Raw genomic sequence first — 17,272 nt, forward strand, 5'->3', positions numbered from 1 at the left:
ATCCAGAGCGATGGTCAAAAGAAGAGCGAAACTGGCAGCCAATAGGCGCTGTGGAGTTAAATCCAGAGCAACATAAAGAAGCTGCTTAACAATTTAGGCGACAACTGTCTTGAAAAACGCCGGTTGTGTATGTAGACCAGAACAGTATTTTTAAAGTAAAAGAATAAAAAACATATCACTCAAGAGTCTAAAGTTCGCTAATACGACACTTAATCCAAGTTCTGTTTACTGCCACATATTTATTAGACTCTTACAAAATAATGTTTCTCATTATTCATTAGGATTGTGACACAGGGCATCGTAGGCGAATGAGTATGCGTTTTTTGGTCGCTACGAAAATTTCAATACTGAATCACTTACAACAATTGATGAAGTGATAGCGTAATGAACACATTTAGCTCTAAAAATAGACTAAATCTGTATGGTAAATGCTCGCGCCCTCGCCCTTGTCTAGAGCTGATTATGGCTTGAGTACAATGCCCCTACTCAAGCCATATAGCGATAAGAAATATGATCAATCAATTCTATTTAGAGCGGTTAAAACCGGCTAAACATTCAGATTCTAATCGTTTACCTCTATAATCGATTTTTTCATTTTGCTCACTGCCCGATTTAGATTGAAACTTTTCCCCAGTTACCTTGGCAACTAAATTGTCGACTTTTCTGATGCTACTTTGCTTTATCTTGTAAAAATACTGGGCTGGCGAATGCTTAAACTCTTCAGGATCTTTTATATCATTATTCATTAACTCAAGAATATCTTCAGCAGAAGCGCCTTCAACGGCAGCACGATACAGACTTCGTTCGTATTCTCCAATAAAGTGACATTGCTCTTTAACAGAGGCTTCCTGAGGAAATGTTTCACCAATATTCCCTGTATTTACAGAGCCAGAAAATGACAGTAAAATCCCAAATACTAATACGACACCACCGATGACCATAGTTTTGTTTTTTGTATCTAGCCCTTTAAATGTCTCAAGTAAGCTCTGTTTAAGTCCGGTTTTTTTTTCAACATTATGATCTGAATTCATTGATTTCTCTCTATTATTTTATTATTCAACATCGTTATAAACACAAACGCGCTTACAGCGTTTGTGATTAACTTGTGGCTATAATATGAAATAGCAGTAGATTACTGCAGTGACAGAAGTTAAAAAAAAATACGCAATTTATTGAATAATTTTATTAAGTAATTTTAGTGAGTAAAAATCCAGACCGTGGTTGCAAATGAGTACACAAACAACATGCATGCAAGAGATGTGAAGGGTTTGCGTTTCAGCAATTTTTGGAATAAATAATAAGTGCTTTGTGAGTATTCAACTACAGGTAATCCAGCTTTAAACCTGTGAATGCTCTGTTCAAATGCTAAAGCATCAGGAAACCTAAATTCAGGATTATTAGATAATGCTTTGTTAATGATGGCATTTAATTCTGAGTATTTACCCCCTAACTGATGCCCTGGTAAAACAGTGGTACCGGTTAATACATAATGCAATAACACACCAAGTGAATATACATCAGATTGTGCGGAAGAAACTTCTCCTGCGATTTGCTCTGGTGCACTCCAAAAGCGAGTGAATGCTTTAATTGTATAAGCAGAAACGAATGGGTCATTCATATTTCGTTTGTACTTTCTAGCGAGACCAAGATCGATTAATACTAAATGACCTTGATCATTGATGATGATATTTTGCGGTTTTAAATCACCATGGTAAAGATGTTTTCGATGTAAATAGCTTACTGCGCCTAATAGTTGCTCAAATATATTCAGTTTCTGCTTTAAATTCTTTTTACTACTCGCCAACCAAATATCTAATCCTTGTCCATCAATAAAGTCCATCACAATACAAGCGGAACCAAGTACCTCAGATACTCCATATATGCTGCATACATTGGGATGGTCTAGTGACATTAAGGTTGTGGCTTCATTAAAAAAAATGGCTCGTTGTTGCGTTGAACTAAACTTATTGGCTCGCAGAATTTTAATAGCCGCTTTATGTGCCTCTCCTTTATGACTATCAGTACAGATTAAGCGCTGTTCACCTTCAAATACCAACCCCATACCGCCAGCTTCAGATACAAGCTTAGTGACAGTAAAACCCATGACAATTTGTCCAATTAAGGATTCATAGGATAAATCAACAACATTGGACATTTGTGATTCTATTAGTTCACTACTTGATACGGGAGTATGATTAATGGCGAGCATTTTCTCAAGTTCATTAACTTGCTCAGGAAATTGTATCTTTAATGGCTGTAAACGTTGCTGTTGTTCTAGGGTATTTAAACTCGATAACTCAGCGAACAGAGAAACAATATCTATCATTCTGTAAGCTTTGTTCTAAGCCAAGCCGTGGCAAATTGTAAATCGTTATCAACTGTTCTGGTCGATAAATCTAACATATCAGCGATTTGCTGATGTGTTACCATTGCAAAATTTTTCAACTCAAATACTTCAGCTTGTCTCGGATATGACTTCTGTAAAAGCTCCAACACAGAAGATAACGTAAGATTCTCTGTCCAATTAGGTAAAGACACCTCTGCATCCGTCAACTGTAATTGAAGGTATTCATGCTTAGCTTTTTGTTGATTTAGTAAGGATTGATGTGGTTTACCAAAGAGTAAATGCCAAACTGAGACGCGTACGTAATCAAAAAAATCTTGCCTCCCTTCAAAGGGCTGCTCATCGTTACGCCAACGATGTAACTTCACAACAGACTCATTGGCCAGCTCTGTAATAGATGCATCATGTAAAATTGTTTCATTTGGACGATGATGTGAAAGATACTTTTCGACTATAGATCGAATATCTTGATACGCATAAATGAGGAATTCCTCGCTTTTATGCTTATCTCTATTTTGCCAACCTAACAGTAATTCAGTGGCATTACTTAGCTCTCTAATGGACACTATATTCCCTATATTGTTCAATATAATAATGATGTAAATTATCAACTAGTTCAGCCTATATTACTAGCAATTACAACCTATTGACTAATGCAATGGGTAAATCAGTTAAATTAACGATCGTCAATTCTTGTGTTGAGGTAAAAGTGTCTATCCAAAAACGATTCTCGTATTGAACTATCTCCCTCACTGGACTGTGCCCGTGGACGACATAATCAATGTCTTCAATTGCAGTGCACATATTTAGGTCATGTAATGGCCTACTCCAAAGCACATTCCATATATCCTCATCGGACAATTCATCGTGTTGAAGCTTGCCCCAAGAAGTTAAAGCTGAAGCATGGCTAATTCCAATAAATGTACAGCCTACTTGAATTGTCCTTGTTAGTGGCATGGTGATATCAATGATAGTTTTCCATCGAAGTAATACATCATAATGACTAATATTTTCTGCTAACCAACCTCCTCCGTTTTTGATTAAAAACCCCCAATAACTTGAACACTGAAATCCTAATAAAAAAAGTTGTTCGTGGTTTCCCAAAACAGAAAAAAACCATTTTTTAGTGAGCAAGTTAAGGCAATCAATACTGCCTATCCCCTTACTAATAATATCACCAGTACAAAAAAGCCTATCTCTTTTAAAATCAAAGCCTAATATTGCTAATTTTTTATATAAATGCTTAATTTGACCATGAATATCACCGACTATGTAGTCTCTACCGACTGAATTAACAGGAGTATAAATATGTTGCTTTCTAGGCATAAAATGCATAAACACATCCATAAAAAAAGGCCAGTTTACAACTGACCTTGAGAGTAATAACCTATTTGCTAACCAGTTTATCCCACAGTGCATGATTAGTTTTATAGCCTGGCTTTATCGTTGCAATCACAGTCAGTACGAAGCTTGATATAAACATATAGAAGCCAACATCCGCATACCTTAACCCTTCAACAATTCCTCTTATAACTTCTTTGCGATTAACGCTACCAAACATTTGTGTTGCTTGAAATACGTCGGATATCTCTTGATAAACGGTAAAGGAAGTAGACAGTAATAGAATAATTAAAGTACCGCGTGAAATTAACTGCTTAAATCCAAAAAGATGACTACACAGTGCAAAAATGGTCACTATGTATAACCATATTGGTGCTATGTCATTTAATGGCATTCTACTGCCAAATACGTTCATCACAGGACAAAATGTACTTAACAGCATTAAAGCTAGACTGAATACCGCAAAAAAGTTCATTAATTTAATATTCGGTATATCTGCAGTTAACGCACTATTTGTTGTATTGGTGATAGCAGACTTAGCTTGTTGAAAAGAAGGTGACTGATTCAACTCGTGCGTGACTTGCCCTACTGTTTTTTTTGCATCACAAATCAGTTCTAAGCTTTTATTTGTTAATGACATTTTCAATCCTTGTATTAGATTTGCAACGTTAAAGCTGAATAATATTATTAGCTAACAACTCTCTATCCAGGCTAATGCCATCTTTTTCCGCTAAATCCGTTATATAATCTAACTCACATTCATTGACGGCTTCATTTTGCGAATCACTCATTTCTTGAGTCATACTTCTAATACCCACTTTTTTAAAGCACACACCTAACATTTTAAGATTAGCTTGATAATTCCCCGAACTATTCCACTCATTTAGCCAAGTCATTTGTTCTTCGTCAGAAGACCCGCCGCATCCTACGAGTACTAATGCACTCAAACCCAAAACGACGCCAAATTTAATGTTACTTTTAATCATTGCTTTCATGTTTTAATCCTTTCTTTTTGTTATGCATACTAAAGTCATATGCGATTGGGATTAGCTTAAAGAAATGATGAAAAACATGGAGTGACGTAAAATATATTTTTTTACGCAAAAAAATTGAATATATAAGAGGAAATATCAGAACATATCAATGTTAGAGTAGAGTGTAAAAGCACGTCATGAACAATCAAACATTAAAATCCTAAAGCTTTGATATTATTTATAAAAAAAGACTGCCCAGTGTTAAAGTTCAATCAAGGTTTAAGACGTACATGAATACTATTGCAAACGTACCAGACCAATTAGAGTATTTATCTAACGTAACAAGGTTGATTGGTATCTTTTATATATGCAATAATATCAGTAAGTTAATTAAATAAAATAACCTTCTTACATTTATGAATTTTGGCTATACACTAGGCCGAAACAAGGACGAAATGAAGTATTTTTCAACAAGATTCATCGATGTACCTAAAATGCAGCGGTATGACAATATCGTCTACGTTATACTACTGACTTTAGTGCTGATCTATTTTCCTAAGGGAATACTGCCAAAACAAGTATTAACAGAGTACCCAGACTTACAAAATTATAGAACATCAGAAAAGTTTAATACTTATGGAATAACAAGTAGCCAGTTTACCATCCCATTTGTCGGCTGCTTTACCCGATACACTGGTACTATTATTGGTCACACGGATCCTTATACTCGGCATTTGTGGGATTATGAATGTGGTTCTCTGAACTTTGACTACAAAATAATTCGTGAAGGTAAGCGGTTCAAACTTTATTACTTTAGACCGCTTGGTGAAAAAATAAATATGAATGAAAACATGAAGGCTGAAATTGAATCAAATTTCAATTTTGTCATCAGAAATGCGTTCCAAAACTAAGGTGACTCAGTGGTAAACATAATCTTTTTTATCGGTCTATATTTGATTCGTTTTATCATGGCGCTTGTCGCGGGGTATATCGGATACATATGGGGTTTAGGTATCGATAATGCTATTTATATTACATTAGGCTATTTTTTATTGTTAATGTTCATCAATGTAGAAGGATATGGCATTTATATTTCTACTTTATCCGCCTTGGTTTTTTCCTATGTATTCTTATCGTTCTTTTTCGGTTTGTATGACGCAGCAGGAGCGATACCAAGTAATCGTTAATGCAGAGTATTTGTAATGATTACTCGTCGAATCGTTCGACTAATCCATTATGTATAAACAAAAATATTAACGCTATATAGATAAGAAATAGCGAAGTACATCCAGTACCTGCCACCCATAAAAAAACAGCATAAAGCCAATGCATTTCTTTGCCTGCAGCAAATCCAAACAAGTAGATAAACCAGCCTACACCGACAAAATAAGGAATGAGTGGCCTTGTTATGCAAACAAACCTTGAACATTTGAAGATACACCACAAAACAAGCTGGATTGGCAGCATCATCAAATAGTAATATAGCTTTACTGGTGCGAGTATCACTTTAGAAATAATATTCAATTCCCTTCCTTATCGGTGCTTTTTGAAGACTTATTTTTGAGAAAGCAGACATTTAACGGGTGAAATGGCTATATTCCACTCTATTATCTAGCTAAATAAAGCTCTAGCATGACTTTGGTTTACGGTCTTAGTAAGCCAAAGTCATATTGAATGGGCTACTACAGAAACCTGAGCCACCCATTAGCCATAAGTGTAAACAATGCTAAGTGAAAAATAATTGTTCAATCTCATCACCGAGCAAAGACTCTTTTTCCAGTAGTATTGTAGTAATGTTAGTCAGTAACTGATAATTGTCACTGAGCAATTTTTCTACCTGTACTTCAGCCAATTCTAACCAGTTTTTCACCGCTAATTGAGCAACAGATAACAATTCACTTTCTTCGAATCTAGTTAATAAGGCAATATTGATCGGGCCAACGGTTGCTTCAATCCCTCCTTCGTAAATGGCATGCATGGCTAATTGAGTTGCTTTTTCGATGTCACTCGAAGCGCCTGTACTCACTTCATCACTATCACCGGAGCACAATTTTTCTGCTACTCTTCCCGCTAGTAATACTTGCAATTTGCTCATAACTCTTCGCTTTGACAGGCTTTCATATTCTTCTGCTTCCCGAGTAGCAACAAATCCTAACGTAAAATTTCTCGGTTCAATAGTAATAAAATCAACTGGTTGTTTAGGGAACAATAATTTATAAGCCAACAAATGTGCCGCTTCATGGTAAGCCGTGCTTAGCTTTGCTTCGTCACTCAATAATATATGTTCTGAGGGAGAACCATAGGCCACTCTAATCATGGTTTTTATTATGTGTTCAGTAGATAGTTGCTCATTGTCACCAACAGCTTGGTAAACAGACTCTCGTAAAACTTGTTCTATTTGTGCTGAAGACATGCCTTGGGCTGAAGACACTAATTGCTGTAATTCAGTTTGTTGCCAATTCAAATTATGCTTATCTGCAAAACGTTTAAAAAATGCTAAACGGGCAGATTTATTTGGTAAGTCACAATAAATTGTCTCATCAAATCGACCTGGTCGTGTAATGGCTTTATCAAGTAATTGTGGGAAATTAGTCGCCGCCATGACAAATATTGGCGCATCACCACTTGAAAAGCCGTCCATTTCTGTTAAAAGCGCATTAACCGTTAAATTTCGGTCTCTTGAGCTGCCATCGGTACTATTGGTTCGTTGGCCGGCAATAGCATCAATTTCATCAATAAAGACAATAGACGGTGAATACTTTCTCGCGGTAGCAAACAACTTTTTAATGTTTTCAGTTGTGCCACCATTATTAGGAGATGACAGTTCGGATGCGGTCACACTAAAAAAGGGTAACTCACACTCCCCCGCAACCGCTTTGGCTAATAGTGTTTTCCCCGTCCCAGGAGGACCTGCAAACAAAAAGCCAGTGGGCACTTTTACGCCGAAATTTAATAATTTATCAGGTGTCTTTAGCCAGCTAATCACCTCTTTTAAACGTTTTTTAGCCCTATCGAGTCCAATAACATCATCAAGTGAGTCGCTCGGCAGGCTGTGATTAAAGAAACTGGTTTCTTGTAAATCTTTTGAATGAATGACCTGACAATAAGATAGATTATTAAATGATACGTCCAATGCATTATTTTTTAACTCAACACGACATTGATACTCAACTCTTTCATTTCGAGACATCATGCGTCGTATGGTTTTTTCGGTTGTTAGAAAATAGTTGATACGCATTAGCATGTCTGAAAATGTTGTTTTTATCGTTTCAATTTCTAATTCAAAATGCTGCCTAATATGGTGGTTCAAGGATTGATTTTTATGTTCAACCACGTCTTTGTTGACCAATCGAAAGCTAAAAATCGGAATTTTTGGGTTGATACCATGCACTTTTTCGGTGATTTCATCGATAGATAATTGAGCATTAGAAACAGAGTCCATATCAATTAAAAATGCATCAGGTCGATATTGCTGCATCATCTGTTTAATATTTTCGGCGTCATCAACCAATTTAGTAGATAAACTAGGATCTAAAAACTCAATTTTAGATTGGAATTGCTTATCATTATCAAATATTAATACCTGTTTTACATCAATGCCGACAGTGTTTTCATTAACGGATACGTTGCAAGAAATGGATGATAAGTCATCAGTAATAAGATCACTCGACTTAACCAAAATTTCTGCTTTTAATTTCGATAACGAGGCGGTTAACTGCCTTGCAGTTATGTCAGGTGCTAATGACTGTAATAAAAATGATGCGAAATTAGCAGGCCAAGTAAAATCAAGCATGTCTTGATGTTCACTGACTTTATTAAGCTCTTTTTCTGCTAAGTAAGTAAAATGATTTATCTGCAAAGGTGTAAATAATGCAGAATACCCTTTAGATAAGCGGTTAACAAACTCAATAGACAACTTGGACCCGTTCGCAGGACTTTGTGAATACCTTAAAACATCAAAAATATTTAACTGATTCTGTTGATTGTTATTGGCTAATACATCCTGGCCTAAGTTAGTGGTAAAAATGATGATGCACTGGTCAAAATTAACAAATTCTTGACTCGTTTGGTCTTGTGCTTGACCACTATCTAAAATACTCAAAAGAGATTGAGTCACATTGCTGTGTGCTTTTTCTATTTCATCAAATAGAATAACCTGCCTTGGCTGCGCCCTAACTGCACTTGTAATTAAACCAAGGTTAGCATCGTTGTATTGCACCCCACTACCAAACAACTTCATCGCATCATTTTTATGTGAATACTGTTCCATATTAAAAAGAGTAAACGTGTATGCAGAACATTCATATTGATTCAATAAATCACAAAAAATTGAGGACAGGTAAGTTTTACCGACACCGGAAGGTCCGGCAAACGTGAAAATCAATCTTGGTCCTACACTCTGGCTAATATTTGACGTTAAATACCCTTTTGTAAGGCTTTGAATGGCTTTTTGTTGCCCTATAACTTGATTGTTTAATGCTATCGACAGTTGTTTTTCAATTTTTAGTGCTTTGCCAATATGGTTAGTTGATTTATTTAACCGCTTTAACTGTTTGATGCTTGTGTGTGACATGTTTAAAAGTGCTGCAATAAACAACGATTCATTAAACTCGCCTTCGTTAAAGTTGCCTTCACTAAACCCTTCATCACAGCAATATTTTACATCAGCATCATATTCAAGCTGAGAAGCATAACTTTTTGCAATTGCATACCAGCTTTTACTGGTGTCGTTCTCAACATTAATACTGCGAGTAACCGCTTTATTTTTAAGCTTTTGTCTTAACATATAAATATGTTCAGGCATAATGACTTGGCTTGGCTGACACTTAAAATACTTCGCTAATACTTGTAAGCTTTTTGGAGAGCCCAATAATGTCGCCAGCACTATATCGATACTCACTTCAGGTAACGCTTCTGCATTTATTTTTTGTACTTCAATCAACGGCTTTTCAGACAGATAACTGGCAACAGTGACAACGGCCATTTCTTCGAATAATTGTGGTGGCGCAGTACGTAAAATTGAATATTGCTCAAACTCTAAAGGGTCACGTACTTTAGGTTTTCCTGACTTGTTGTCATTAAGTGTTGTTAGGGCTTTATCAATAAAGTCTTGGCTTAATGTTAATGTAAAGTGTTCAGAAAATATTTCATCTAAAAGTTCTGACTCATCTACATTTTCATTTTCTGCTGCTGACTTGAATGTGTCTCTGAATAGCATTACCAATGGTTTTAAATCGAGTTTGCGAGTTAAGTTATATTCACACATTTTAATTGCTTTAAAGCCACCTAATTCATCACTAATCATGACAGCGACTTCATCATCAAAGCTATATAACGTGTCTACAGCAATAAAACACAATGATTCCTCTTGCTTAAAAGCCTTAAAATTGAATACTTTCCCCTCAAGAGCCGTATTTTTAATGGCATATCGAATACACAATAATACAACAGGTAACAGTATATCTGAATTGACTAAGGCATCATCCGCAATGGCTACGTCATCACAGTACACAGTACGAAATGTAAAAAAGGATTCGTTCAATTTCTCAAAAAGCATTGTTATCACCTTAAATAAATTTAAAGGGTTAATTATTTAGTTCGATGAGTAATGGGGTGTTTTGAGAGTTAACAATATCGTTTTTGTAGTTATTTGCTAAAGATAACGGGTTCATCCATGAGCCTAATAGAAGTCTGATTATGTTAATAATTTTAACATGAAGTTAACGATACCCAAAGCGATACGGTTAACATAACGCCAAATTTCAGATGAAAAAGTTAATTCATTCATGTGTTAACAGACTGCTTTTCAAGCTTGTTACACTGAAGAAAAAATTGAAAGGTATGAAAAGAAAGGCTCATAATAAATCCCATCTTTGGTGAGCCTCAACATGCGCCGAATCTCTATTATAGTAGTTGAATTTACAATAAACCTTTCCAAAAGTTTAAGTTACTAGGCGTTCATGGCTAGGCTAGAAGTCCCAATCCAGAGAGAAACGATTACCAGCAGGTAAAATCGGCTCTACTGTCTTTTTATACTTCGCTTTCACGCGTCCTTTACTATGACTAATTGATCTTAATTGATTAAATCCTGGCGTCGCATCAGCAATGTAGTTTTCCTGATAATAATGCCGGGAAATGGCCCCTAGACTATAAGCTGCAGCCGATGCCATGTCGGTATACAACAAGTGAGTAAAACTAGCGACAAAAGCATCCGCTTGGCTTTTAGACAAACGCTTGAAAGTCTTCAGTTGTAGCTTAGCCATCAGGAGTAAATACTGGGCTTCATTTTTAACATCTGTTTGAAAATGATGATGCTGCAGAATAGTTAACGCTGCTTCCGGATTAGCCGTTTTTAAGGCATCTGTCGCTTGCTTTAAATATTGCGCATCAAGTGACTCTTTGGGCTTTGAGTGATTCGATGACAGTATTTCCTTAATCGCTGCAGTGTAATCATTCATTGCAACTGCTGCGCAAATATCAACCCATTGCATTACTATCTGATGATATTGGTAAGCGTTATCATATGCTGTTTTCGGCGTATCATCCGCTTTTAACGGCACAACCTGACAACCAAACTGCAGTGCCAATTCAATTTCTTTAATCACTTGCTTAGAACCAGCATAGTTAACTCGTGCATCACCCATAGAGTTTTTAGTACACAGCACCAAAAACAATTCTGCATCACTCACAGCTTTAGGTATCACTGCGGCATAATGTTCACCGCCGGTGATACCTTCCTGATCAAACCAAACCTGATGACCTAAATGCTCTAAACTTGCCTTGAGCGATAAGGCAAGTGCACGATCTTTTGAGCTATAACTAAGAAACAGTTTCTTCATTACGTTCCTGCTTATGCAACTTAAGTTGATGGCGGATATTCTTAATGGCTTCTTCAGCTTTATTGTTAGATATCTCGTTATCTAAAGGCGCATTTTCTTCATTCATGGATTTTATTTGTGTTTCAACATCATCAAGCTCTTCTTCACGTTCGTCTTCATCCATCTCAGTGTCTTCAAGAATACTTTTCTTTCTTGCTTCCAGCGACTTTAAGATAGAATGATTACTCACTCGCTCTTTTTCTTCATTATCTTTTGCTGCTTCCACAATACTCTTTAAACTTTCTTGAGTAAGAATAGTTAACCGGATTTTATCGCCACTACTTACTACTAAATTAACGTCAATAGCTGAAATTGTTTCTTTTCCAATACCAGTTTGGCGGTCCACATCGTCCTTAGTCACAGTGGTCACATCTTTGTAGAAAAAGCTTTTGGACGATTTACCACTCATTTCTTGATTAATAAAATCATAAAAACCAGTAAACAAATCAATCTTGTCAGCAGTTAAAAATATAAATTGAATATATTGCACCGCAAAAACTAACGAACCTTTATTATCCCCCCAAAAACTCAGTTCATTTTCTCCGTGCAGTTTAGTTAATGCAGGAGCACGTCTTTCGTCAGACTGAATCAAGGCCCAATCACTCAGTACAATAGCTTCGTGATTCGAATAAATAACATCTGCTTTTTCTAAACCACAACTATGCAGCGCTTGTTTTTCGATTTGATTTTCAATGATGTCTTTCATCGTCGCGTTAACAGACTCGCCACTATAAAGGTTACGGTTCTTTCTGAGTGGAACACTCTTCCATAATTGAGCGCGATGAGCCTTTACCTTGTCGATGAGTTTGCAATACTCAGGTAATAGAGCATTAAGTAGGGTTAAGTTGCCCGTTTCCAATAGCTGCAACGTTTTTTGGCTTCTATTTTTCATGAAAAATATTAAGCAAAATAGCAATGGTACGCTAATAACCCCAGCACAAATCCTCATCACAGCATCAAGCTTAATCGGCCTAAACCCTGAAATATACTCGCCAGCTAGCTGATTGAATAAATCAGGTGCATTAGCCCCAGTACAAAGTACAGAGCCCACTCCAGCAGTTACCAAGGTTAAAAACAACATAACTAAGCTAACAATCTTATTAACGCCGCGTTTTTTCTGGTGAGTTTCCAATGCTGTTTGTGCAGTTTTAATTTTTTGATTGAGTACTTTTTCAGCCGAGCGTGCCGCTTTTACCTCTCTTTTCATCGCGGTTGTCAGCTCTCTCGGAATAGGACGATTGAAATAGTCCCACAACTCTTTTTGTTTAGCATCCTCGTCAAAATTCAACTTTTGCAATTCCAACACCCTCGCTGGCACCAGAACACTTTTGCTTTCTTTATTACCTATAAAGTTTCTTAAATGGGGGTAATGGTTAATTGTTGGCTTTTCTTCAATATGCAGATTAACCTGCTCTAATGCTTTTGATAACGCAGTGAATAAGTCAGAGACTTCTGTTGTGTTAACGTGTGAATCACTCAAGGTGCCACCGTTTTGCCATAACGAGGCCTCTTTTGTATTAACGTGTGAATCAATCAAGGTGCCATTGTTTTGCCATAACGATACTTGCTCATTGACATTTTTAATCAGCAATTGCTGTTCTGCAGTTTTCTCAATGAAGCCATTTTCAAATAAAAAGTTAAAATTAAAGCGCTTTAAACTCTCTCCAGAGTCAGACCAAAGGGTAGGATTTTCACCTTCACTCCAAGTTAACCAATTACCACTGCTTAACTGATAAAGTGACTTTAACGGCTTTATCTGACCCTTTAGCTTAATAATTTGCTCACCAGAGAAACGACAAATACTGATCCCATCAGGCTCATTGACGGCTAGCTGCTTTTGATGCGCAAAGAACTGTACAGAGTCAATACTGTCAATTTTAGCCTCAATTGTTGAATAGCAAACGCCTGTTCTAGGATTCCAAAAACGCAAAGTTTCATCTTTACTTGCCGTGACGATTTGACCATCTGCTAGCTCAAACACACCAATAATGACATCGCCATGTTCATCAAGGCTGGCAACATGCTCACCATAGAATTTAAAAACCTGAGCCGTATGATCCAAACCGACCGTAACAAAGTAATCCTTATTGGCCTTATGCTGCAGTGGGACTACTGCGGTCACCTTGTCTTCATGTATATTTATGGTTTGATGAATATCTTCATCTTCACATATCAAATCAAATTCATGGCTATTATGCCACTCTACATGGTAGCCGTTACTAAGCTTTATCTCGTTGCTTCGACTTAGCTTTTCTACTTCAGCTAATGTTTTTGTTTGGTAACGCTCTAATACTGGTGAACTCATTATCTCTTCCCTGTTACGTCAGATATTCTATTGTTTTTGTTTTAAGTCATTTTTCGTTTCTGAACTTGTCCAAGAGACATGCTCGAACATGGCTTCACGCGCTAAATCCAATAACATTTGTTTTTTTGAAGGGGTTAATTGCCCCTCGAGTAACACTAAAGCACGACGATATAAATCTTCGAGGCTTTCGTAGCCTTTTGCCGTCATTTCATACCCAGCAAGTTCGCTCCACAGTAAGATTAAACCAGCTATCATTAAGCTGTATTGCAATAAAAGCATCAGCCACTCGTTAAGCTGAGTAAATATGGTAATTTGAAGTGTTAACTGCAACGACATCAGCACTAGTAATACAACACCAATACCAATTGAGCAGTAAAAAAAGCCCTTCGAGTATCGGTTCGCCATGCTTGCTGCATGTCTTGGGCGTTTATAAATAAGTTCTTTAAACGAACACTCACTTTGTTGCAGTCTTAAGCTTAAAAAGCTCAGCTGGTCCCGTAACCAGGTTTGTTCAATATCTTCGCGTTGAAAGGATATTTTATAACGCCACCAATCCAGCTCTGCAATACCAATGGCATGATTAAGCAACGGCAGGTGTAACCTAAAACGACGTGGAATAAGTGTTGTAGATGAAGGTTCAATATCAGCCATGTTCAAAAAGCCACGAATACGCATTGCCTCTGCCACACCACGTGCAAGTTGATAGTTCCATTTCATATCTTTCTTGGCGGTCTGATTAATCACCCACCAACAACTTAGAATGACCACAAAAATGAGGGTGAATATGCTTAGGCCAATATCTGAATTAACCCAGTTTCCGGCTATTTCATATAAGGCATAACCTGGAATGGCTAATAAAAAAAACATGAGTAAAAATTTGCGATATTCCGTTTGAGCAGCTAATGCTAGGGCGTCAGCGGTTTTAAAGATAGACTTGGTGCCTTGTAATCCCATATTTCCATCAGCTTCTTCCACCACACTATGTTGACTCGCTTTGCTATTATGTACCGCCAACTCAGCCACCAACTTAACGAACTCTTTTGATAGAAAGTCCTGCAAGTAACTGTCATTTTGCTCGCTTTTACGCAAACTCGAATACAATTTCCCAACCGGCGCAGGTTTACCTTCGGTATATTCAATAAACTCATACGCTACATCTACATCTACATTTGGGTTTTCATTTTGAGTCATTCGATCAACGCTAATGTGATGAACTAAACCTGAGGTTTGGCCATCAAAGTCAGAGGTGGGTTGTAAAGCAGGGTTTTCAGTTCCTATAGGCCATATGACTTCAGCCCCAAGCTTATAGATCACAATATCAGCAGTGCCTCCCACACCTAGAGAAGGTTTACCGTCCCAAAGTGACAGTAAGACATTGCTGTATTTAGAAATAAAGAGACCTTGATTAAGATATAAGCTGTTGCGTAATGCACCATATGCCGGGTCATTAATTGCGATTTGGTAATTTTCTTCACTCAAGTTATGGCGTACTTCAATGAGTTCATTATTATTTGAATCAAGCGCCGCAACGATTGTATTAAGCTGCTCTGCGGCATCAGGGGCATAATTCAACCCATAAAAGTCTGACAGATAGTGTTCTAATGGCATGGGTAAACAGCCAATTATCTTAAATGCACCTAGCTCACCAGCTTGCTGTATCTCAAGTGCCACTTCTGTTGCTAGTAAATCAGCGCCAGTAGCTAACCCCGTCATTAACCAAATTGGCGTATTTGAACCAACCACTTCACGCCAATATAACAGTGCTTGACGTATGTCATTTTTGTAGGGGGGATCTAAAATTGTCGAATTATATATGTCACGATGCCCAGTAACCCCAATAATAAATGGTAGGCAGTTTTCTAATACAGCATTTGGAGAGAGCATAAATTTAATCCATTAAAAGCGCGACGTTATTATACTAACTAGATAATAAAAAAGTAAAACATCAATTTAACATTTGTGGCAGTTTAAGTAAAAAATGTGATTTAGAAGTAATAGTTTTCAACGGTTAGTGAAGTTGTAAACTAACATCAAATATAATAAACTTTAAAAGTCGGTGTAACATAAATTATGTCAAGTGAAGTTCGGGGAATACGTGGTAGCTGATCAGGCATCTCATCGATAATTCGAATTAACCCGCTTGTAGTATGTTTAAAATTAAGAAGACGATTGCGGTTAGTTAGATCTAATAAGCGGTTTCGAATCGATTGAAGTGAATCGAATGCAAAATTATCATTTAAAGCAGATGCTGGAAAGTCATCCATAGATACCTCACTCTCCATGTGTTCACCCTTGGCTAACATTTCATAAAAGTCAGAGAAATAGGGCAACTAAGATCATAATTCGTATGTTAAAGGCTATGAAATGTATTCGTAGCAACTGAAACGTTTCTTTGTTACTTCGATTATGGATAGATGCTCAGAAATGATCAACACTAGGATGATGGTATTTCCATTTTCATATTAAATATGAGTGATCTAGATTCAAAAATACAACATATTCAATAAATAGTGTGCATGAAAACTGGTAACACTGAATTTAGCTGCATAATATAACCTGTATCCTCTTATAAAGGGCTTATGGTTGAAATATTAATCAGCCTTTGCCCAAACAAGCGAATCCTCGATTACCCTTAGAAACTCTTTGCCATTAAATCCTAATGGATACAAAGAAAAAGGCTCTGAAGAAAAATCAACCTGCTTTCCTGATGCCATTGACGATGTAATTTCTTTCTCTTGATTACACAAAAAATGAGCATTATCTGCCAGTGCAATCAAAAGCTCTTCAATGCTCACTTTCATAAAACCAGCGAAATAGTCATGGTCAAACTCGAGTGACGTATCAGCAATTAACCCTTTAATTTTAGGTGTTTCAATCGTTAATCCTAATATGTGTCTAAGTTCTTTATTTAAATCATGATCATCCTTAACTGCTTCGACTTTTTTTCTTACCTGTATACCCGCTTTACGTAATGTACGATCCCGGTGATGAAATATCTCAGATTGAGTTGTACGGTAGTATGTTGATTTCACTTCAATGATAAAGACAATATTGTCTATAACACAAACTAAATCAATCTCACCTGCTTCAATCCCGTTTGGAGTATTTGCTGTATAATTCCTTATAACATTGAAGCCACGGCATTCGAATGCATCACTTAACTGATTTTCTATTCTCGTTGTTTCGTCTTTTAATGAACTGCGCAGATTGGCAAAACGACGAAGATTATTCACTGCACTCACCGAACTATACTGCGTAGACATTAACCAAGGAAGTTGGACACAATGTGACCTGGTCAACATTAACGGCGTTTTTCAAGACAGTTGTCGCCTAAATTGTTAAGCAGCTTCTTTATGTTGCTCTGGATTTAACTCCACAGCGCCTATTGGCTGCCAGTTTCGCTCTTCTTTTGACCATCGCTCTGGATGTT

Annotated in this window: 14 protein-coding genes; 2 read left to right on the forward strand and 12 right to left on the reverse strand. The window is 36.9% G+C overall.

Going from position 1 to position 17,272, the window contains the following annotated elements; translation table 11 throughout:
* Window positions 1-524: 524 nt before the first annotated feature.
* The 6 genes from H5125_RS20060 to H5125_RS20085 form a co-directional block, all read right to left on the reverse strand.
* Window positions 525-1,031 (reverse strand): hypothetical protein, encoded by a 507-nt coding sequence (locus tag H5125_RS20060; RefSeq protein ID WP_182745137.1) that lies wholly within the window; start codon window positions 1,029-1,031, stop codon window positions 525-527.
* A 164-nt stretch (window positions 1,032-1,195) separates the two neighbouring features.
* Window positions 1,196-2,326: a serine/threonine-protein kinase gene (locus H5125_RS20065; protein WP_182745139.1), complete on the reverse strand. Its 1,131-nt coding sequence runs from the start codon at window positions 2,324-2,326 to the stop codon at window positions 1,196-1,198.
* Window positions 2,323-2,910: an ECF-type sigma factor gene (locus H5125_RS20070; RefSeq protein WP_182745141.1), complete on the reverse strand. Its 588-nt coding sequence runs from the start codon at window positions 2,908-2,910 to the stop codon at window positions 2,323-2,325. Before H5125_RS20070 ends, H5125_RS20065 begins: the two co-directional genes overlap by 4 nt.
* A 70-nt stretch (window positions 2,911-2,980) precedes the next feature.
* Complete coding sequence (locus H5125_RS20075; protein WP_182745143.1) at window positions 2,981-3,679, reverse strand: metallophosphoesterase; 699 nt, start codon at window positions 3,677-3,679, stop codon at window positions 2,981-2,983.
* Window positions 3,680-3,731: 52 nt separating this feature from the next.
* On the reverse strand, window positions 3,732-4,325 hold the full coding sequence (locus H5125_RS20080; RefSeq protein ID WP_182745145.1) for a hypothetical protein: 594 nt from the start codon (window positions 4,323-4,325) through the stop codon (window positions 3,732-3,734).
* A gap of 28 nt (window positions 4,326-4,353) precedes the next feature.
* Window positions 4,354-4,680, reverse strand: coding sequence for a hypothetical protein (locus tag H5125_RS20085; protein ID WP_182745147.1), 327 nt, complete (start codon window positions 4,678-4,680; stop codon window positions 4,354-4,356).
* A 434-nt stretch (window positions 4,681-5,114) separates the two neighbouring features.
* Here H5125_RS20085 and H5125_RS20090 point away from each other — a divergent pair, with 434 nt between their 5' ends.
* Both H5125_RS20090 and H5125_RS20095 read left to right on the forward strand, forming a co-directional pair.
* Complete coding sequence (locus H5125_RS20090) at window positions 5,115-5,570, forward strand: hypothetical protein (protein WP_182745149.1); 456 nt, start codon at window positions 5,115-5,117, stop codon at window positions 5,568-5,570.
* Window positions 5,571-5,579: 9 nt separating this feature from the next.
* Window positions 5,580-5,846 (forward strand): hypothetical protein, encoded by a 267-nt coding sequence (locus H5125_RS20095; protein ID WP_182745151.1) that lies wholly within the window; start codon window positions 5,580-5,582, stop codon window positions 5,844-5,846.
* A gap of 539 nt (window positions 5,847-6,385) precedes the next feature.
* Here H5125_RS20095 and H5125_RS20100 read toward each other — a convergent pair.
* From H5125_RS20100 to H5125_RS20125, 6 genes are all read right to left on the reverse strand, one after another.
* The gene (locus H5125_RS20100; protein ID WP_182745153.1) at window positions 6,386-10,216 is read right to left on the reverse strand and encodes an AAA family ATPase; all 3,831 of its coding nucleotides are present in this window, start codon (window positions 10,214-10,216) and stop codon (window positions 6,386-6,388) included.
* 412 nt (window positions 10,217-10,628) lie between these two features.
* A complete protein-coding gene (locus tag H5125_RS20105) occupies window positions 10,629-11,498 on the reverse strand; it encodes a toll/interleukin-1 receptor domain-containing protein (protein WP_182745155.1) in 870 nt (289 codons plus the stop codon).
* Window positions 11,479-13,842, reverse strand: coding sequence for a WD40 repeat domain-containing protein (locus H5125_RS20110; RefSeq protein WP_182745157.1), 2,364 nt, complete (start codon window positions 13,840-13,842; stop codon window positions 11,479-11,481). The genes H5125_RS20105 and H5125_RS20110 overlap by 20 nt, the downstream gene beginning before the upstream one ends.
* Window positions 13,843-13,869: 27 nt before the next feature.
* A complete protein-coding gene (locus tag H5125_RS20115) occupies window positions 13,870-15,726 on the reverse strand; it encodes a hypothetical protein (protein ID WP_182745159.1) in 1,857 nt (618 codons plus the stop codon).
* A 146-nt stretch (window positions 15,727-15,872) separates the two neighbouring features.
* Entirely contained in the window at window positions 15,873-16,145 is a 273-nt protein-coding gene (locus H5125_RS22480) for a DUF4011 domain-containing protein (protein ID WP_351011638.1), read from the reverse strand.
* A 288-nt stretch (window positions 16,146-16,433) separates the two neighbouring features.
* The gene (locus H5125_RS20125; RefSeq protein ID WP_220487383.1) at window positions 16,434-17,075 is read right to left on the reverse strand and encodes a nuclease-related domain-containing protein; all 642 of its coding nucleotides are present in this window, start codon (window positions 17,073-17,075) and stop codon (window positions 16,434-16,436) included.
* Window positions 17,076-17,272: the final 197 nt, after the last annotated feature.

Origin of the sequence: Shewanella sp. SR44-4, assembly GCF_014163715.1 — a bacterium.
Classification (GTDB): Bacteria; Pseudomonadota; Gammaproteobacteria; order Enterobacterales; family Shewanellaceae; genus Shewanella.

Excerpts from the sequence above, each read along its gene's own strand:
- H5125_RS20060 (WP_182745137.1), bottom strand. The coding sequence starts at position 1,031 with ATGAATTCAGATCATAATGTTGAAAAAAAAACCGGACTTAAACAGAGC.
- H5125_RS20065 (WP_182745139.1), bottom strand. The coding sequence starts at position 2,326 with ATGATAGATATTGTTTCTCTGTTCGCTGAGTTATCGAGTTTAAATACC.
- H5125_RS20075 (WP_182745143.1), bottom strand. The coding sequence starts at position 3,679 with ATGCATTTTATGCCTAGAAAGCAACATATTTATACTCCTGTTAATTCA.
- H5125_RS20080 (WP_182745145.1), bottom strand. The coding sequence starts at position 4,325 with ATGTCATTAACAAATAAAAGCTTAGAACTGATTTGTGATGCAAAAAAA.
- H5125_RS20085 (WP_182745147.1), bottom strand. The coding sequence starts at position 4,680 with ATGAAAGCAATGATTAAAAGTAACATTAAATTTGGCGTCGTTTTGGGT.
- H5125_RS20090 (WP_182745149.1), top strand. The coding sequence starts at position 5,115 with ATGAAGTATTTTTCAACAAGATTCATCGATGTACCTAAAATGCAGCGG.
- H5125_RS20100 (WP_182745153.1), bottom strand. The coding sequence starts at position 10,216 with ATGCTTTTTGAGAAATTGAACGAATCCTTTTTTACATTTCGTACTGTG.
- H5125_RS20105 (WP_182745155.1), bottom strand. The coding sequence starts at position 11,498 with ATGAAGAAACTGTTTCTTAGTTATAGCTCAAAAGATCGTGCACTTGCC.
- H5125_RS20110 (WP_182745157.1), bottom strand. The coding sequence starts at position 13,842 with ATGAGTTCACCAGTATTAGAGCGTTACCAAACAAAAACATTAGCTGAA.
- H5125_RS20115 (WP_182745159.1), bottom strand. The coding sequence starts at position 15,726 with ATGCTCTCTCCAAATGCTGTATTAGAAAACTGCCTACCATTTATTATT.
- H5125_RS22480 (WP_351011638.1), bottom strand. The coding sequence starts at position 16,145 with ATGTTAGCCAAGGGTGAACACATGGAGAGTGAGGTATCTATGGATGAC.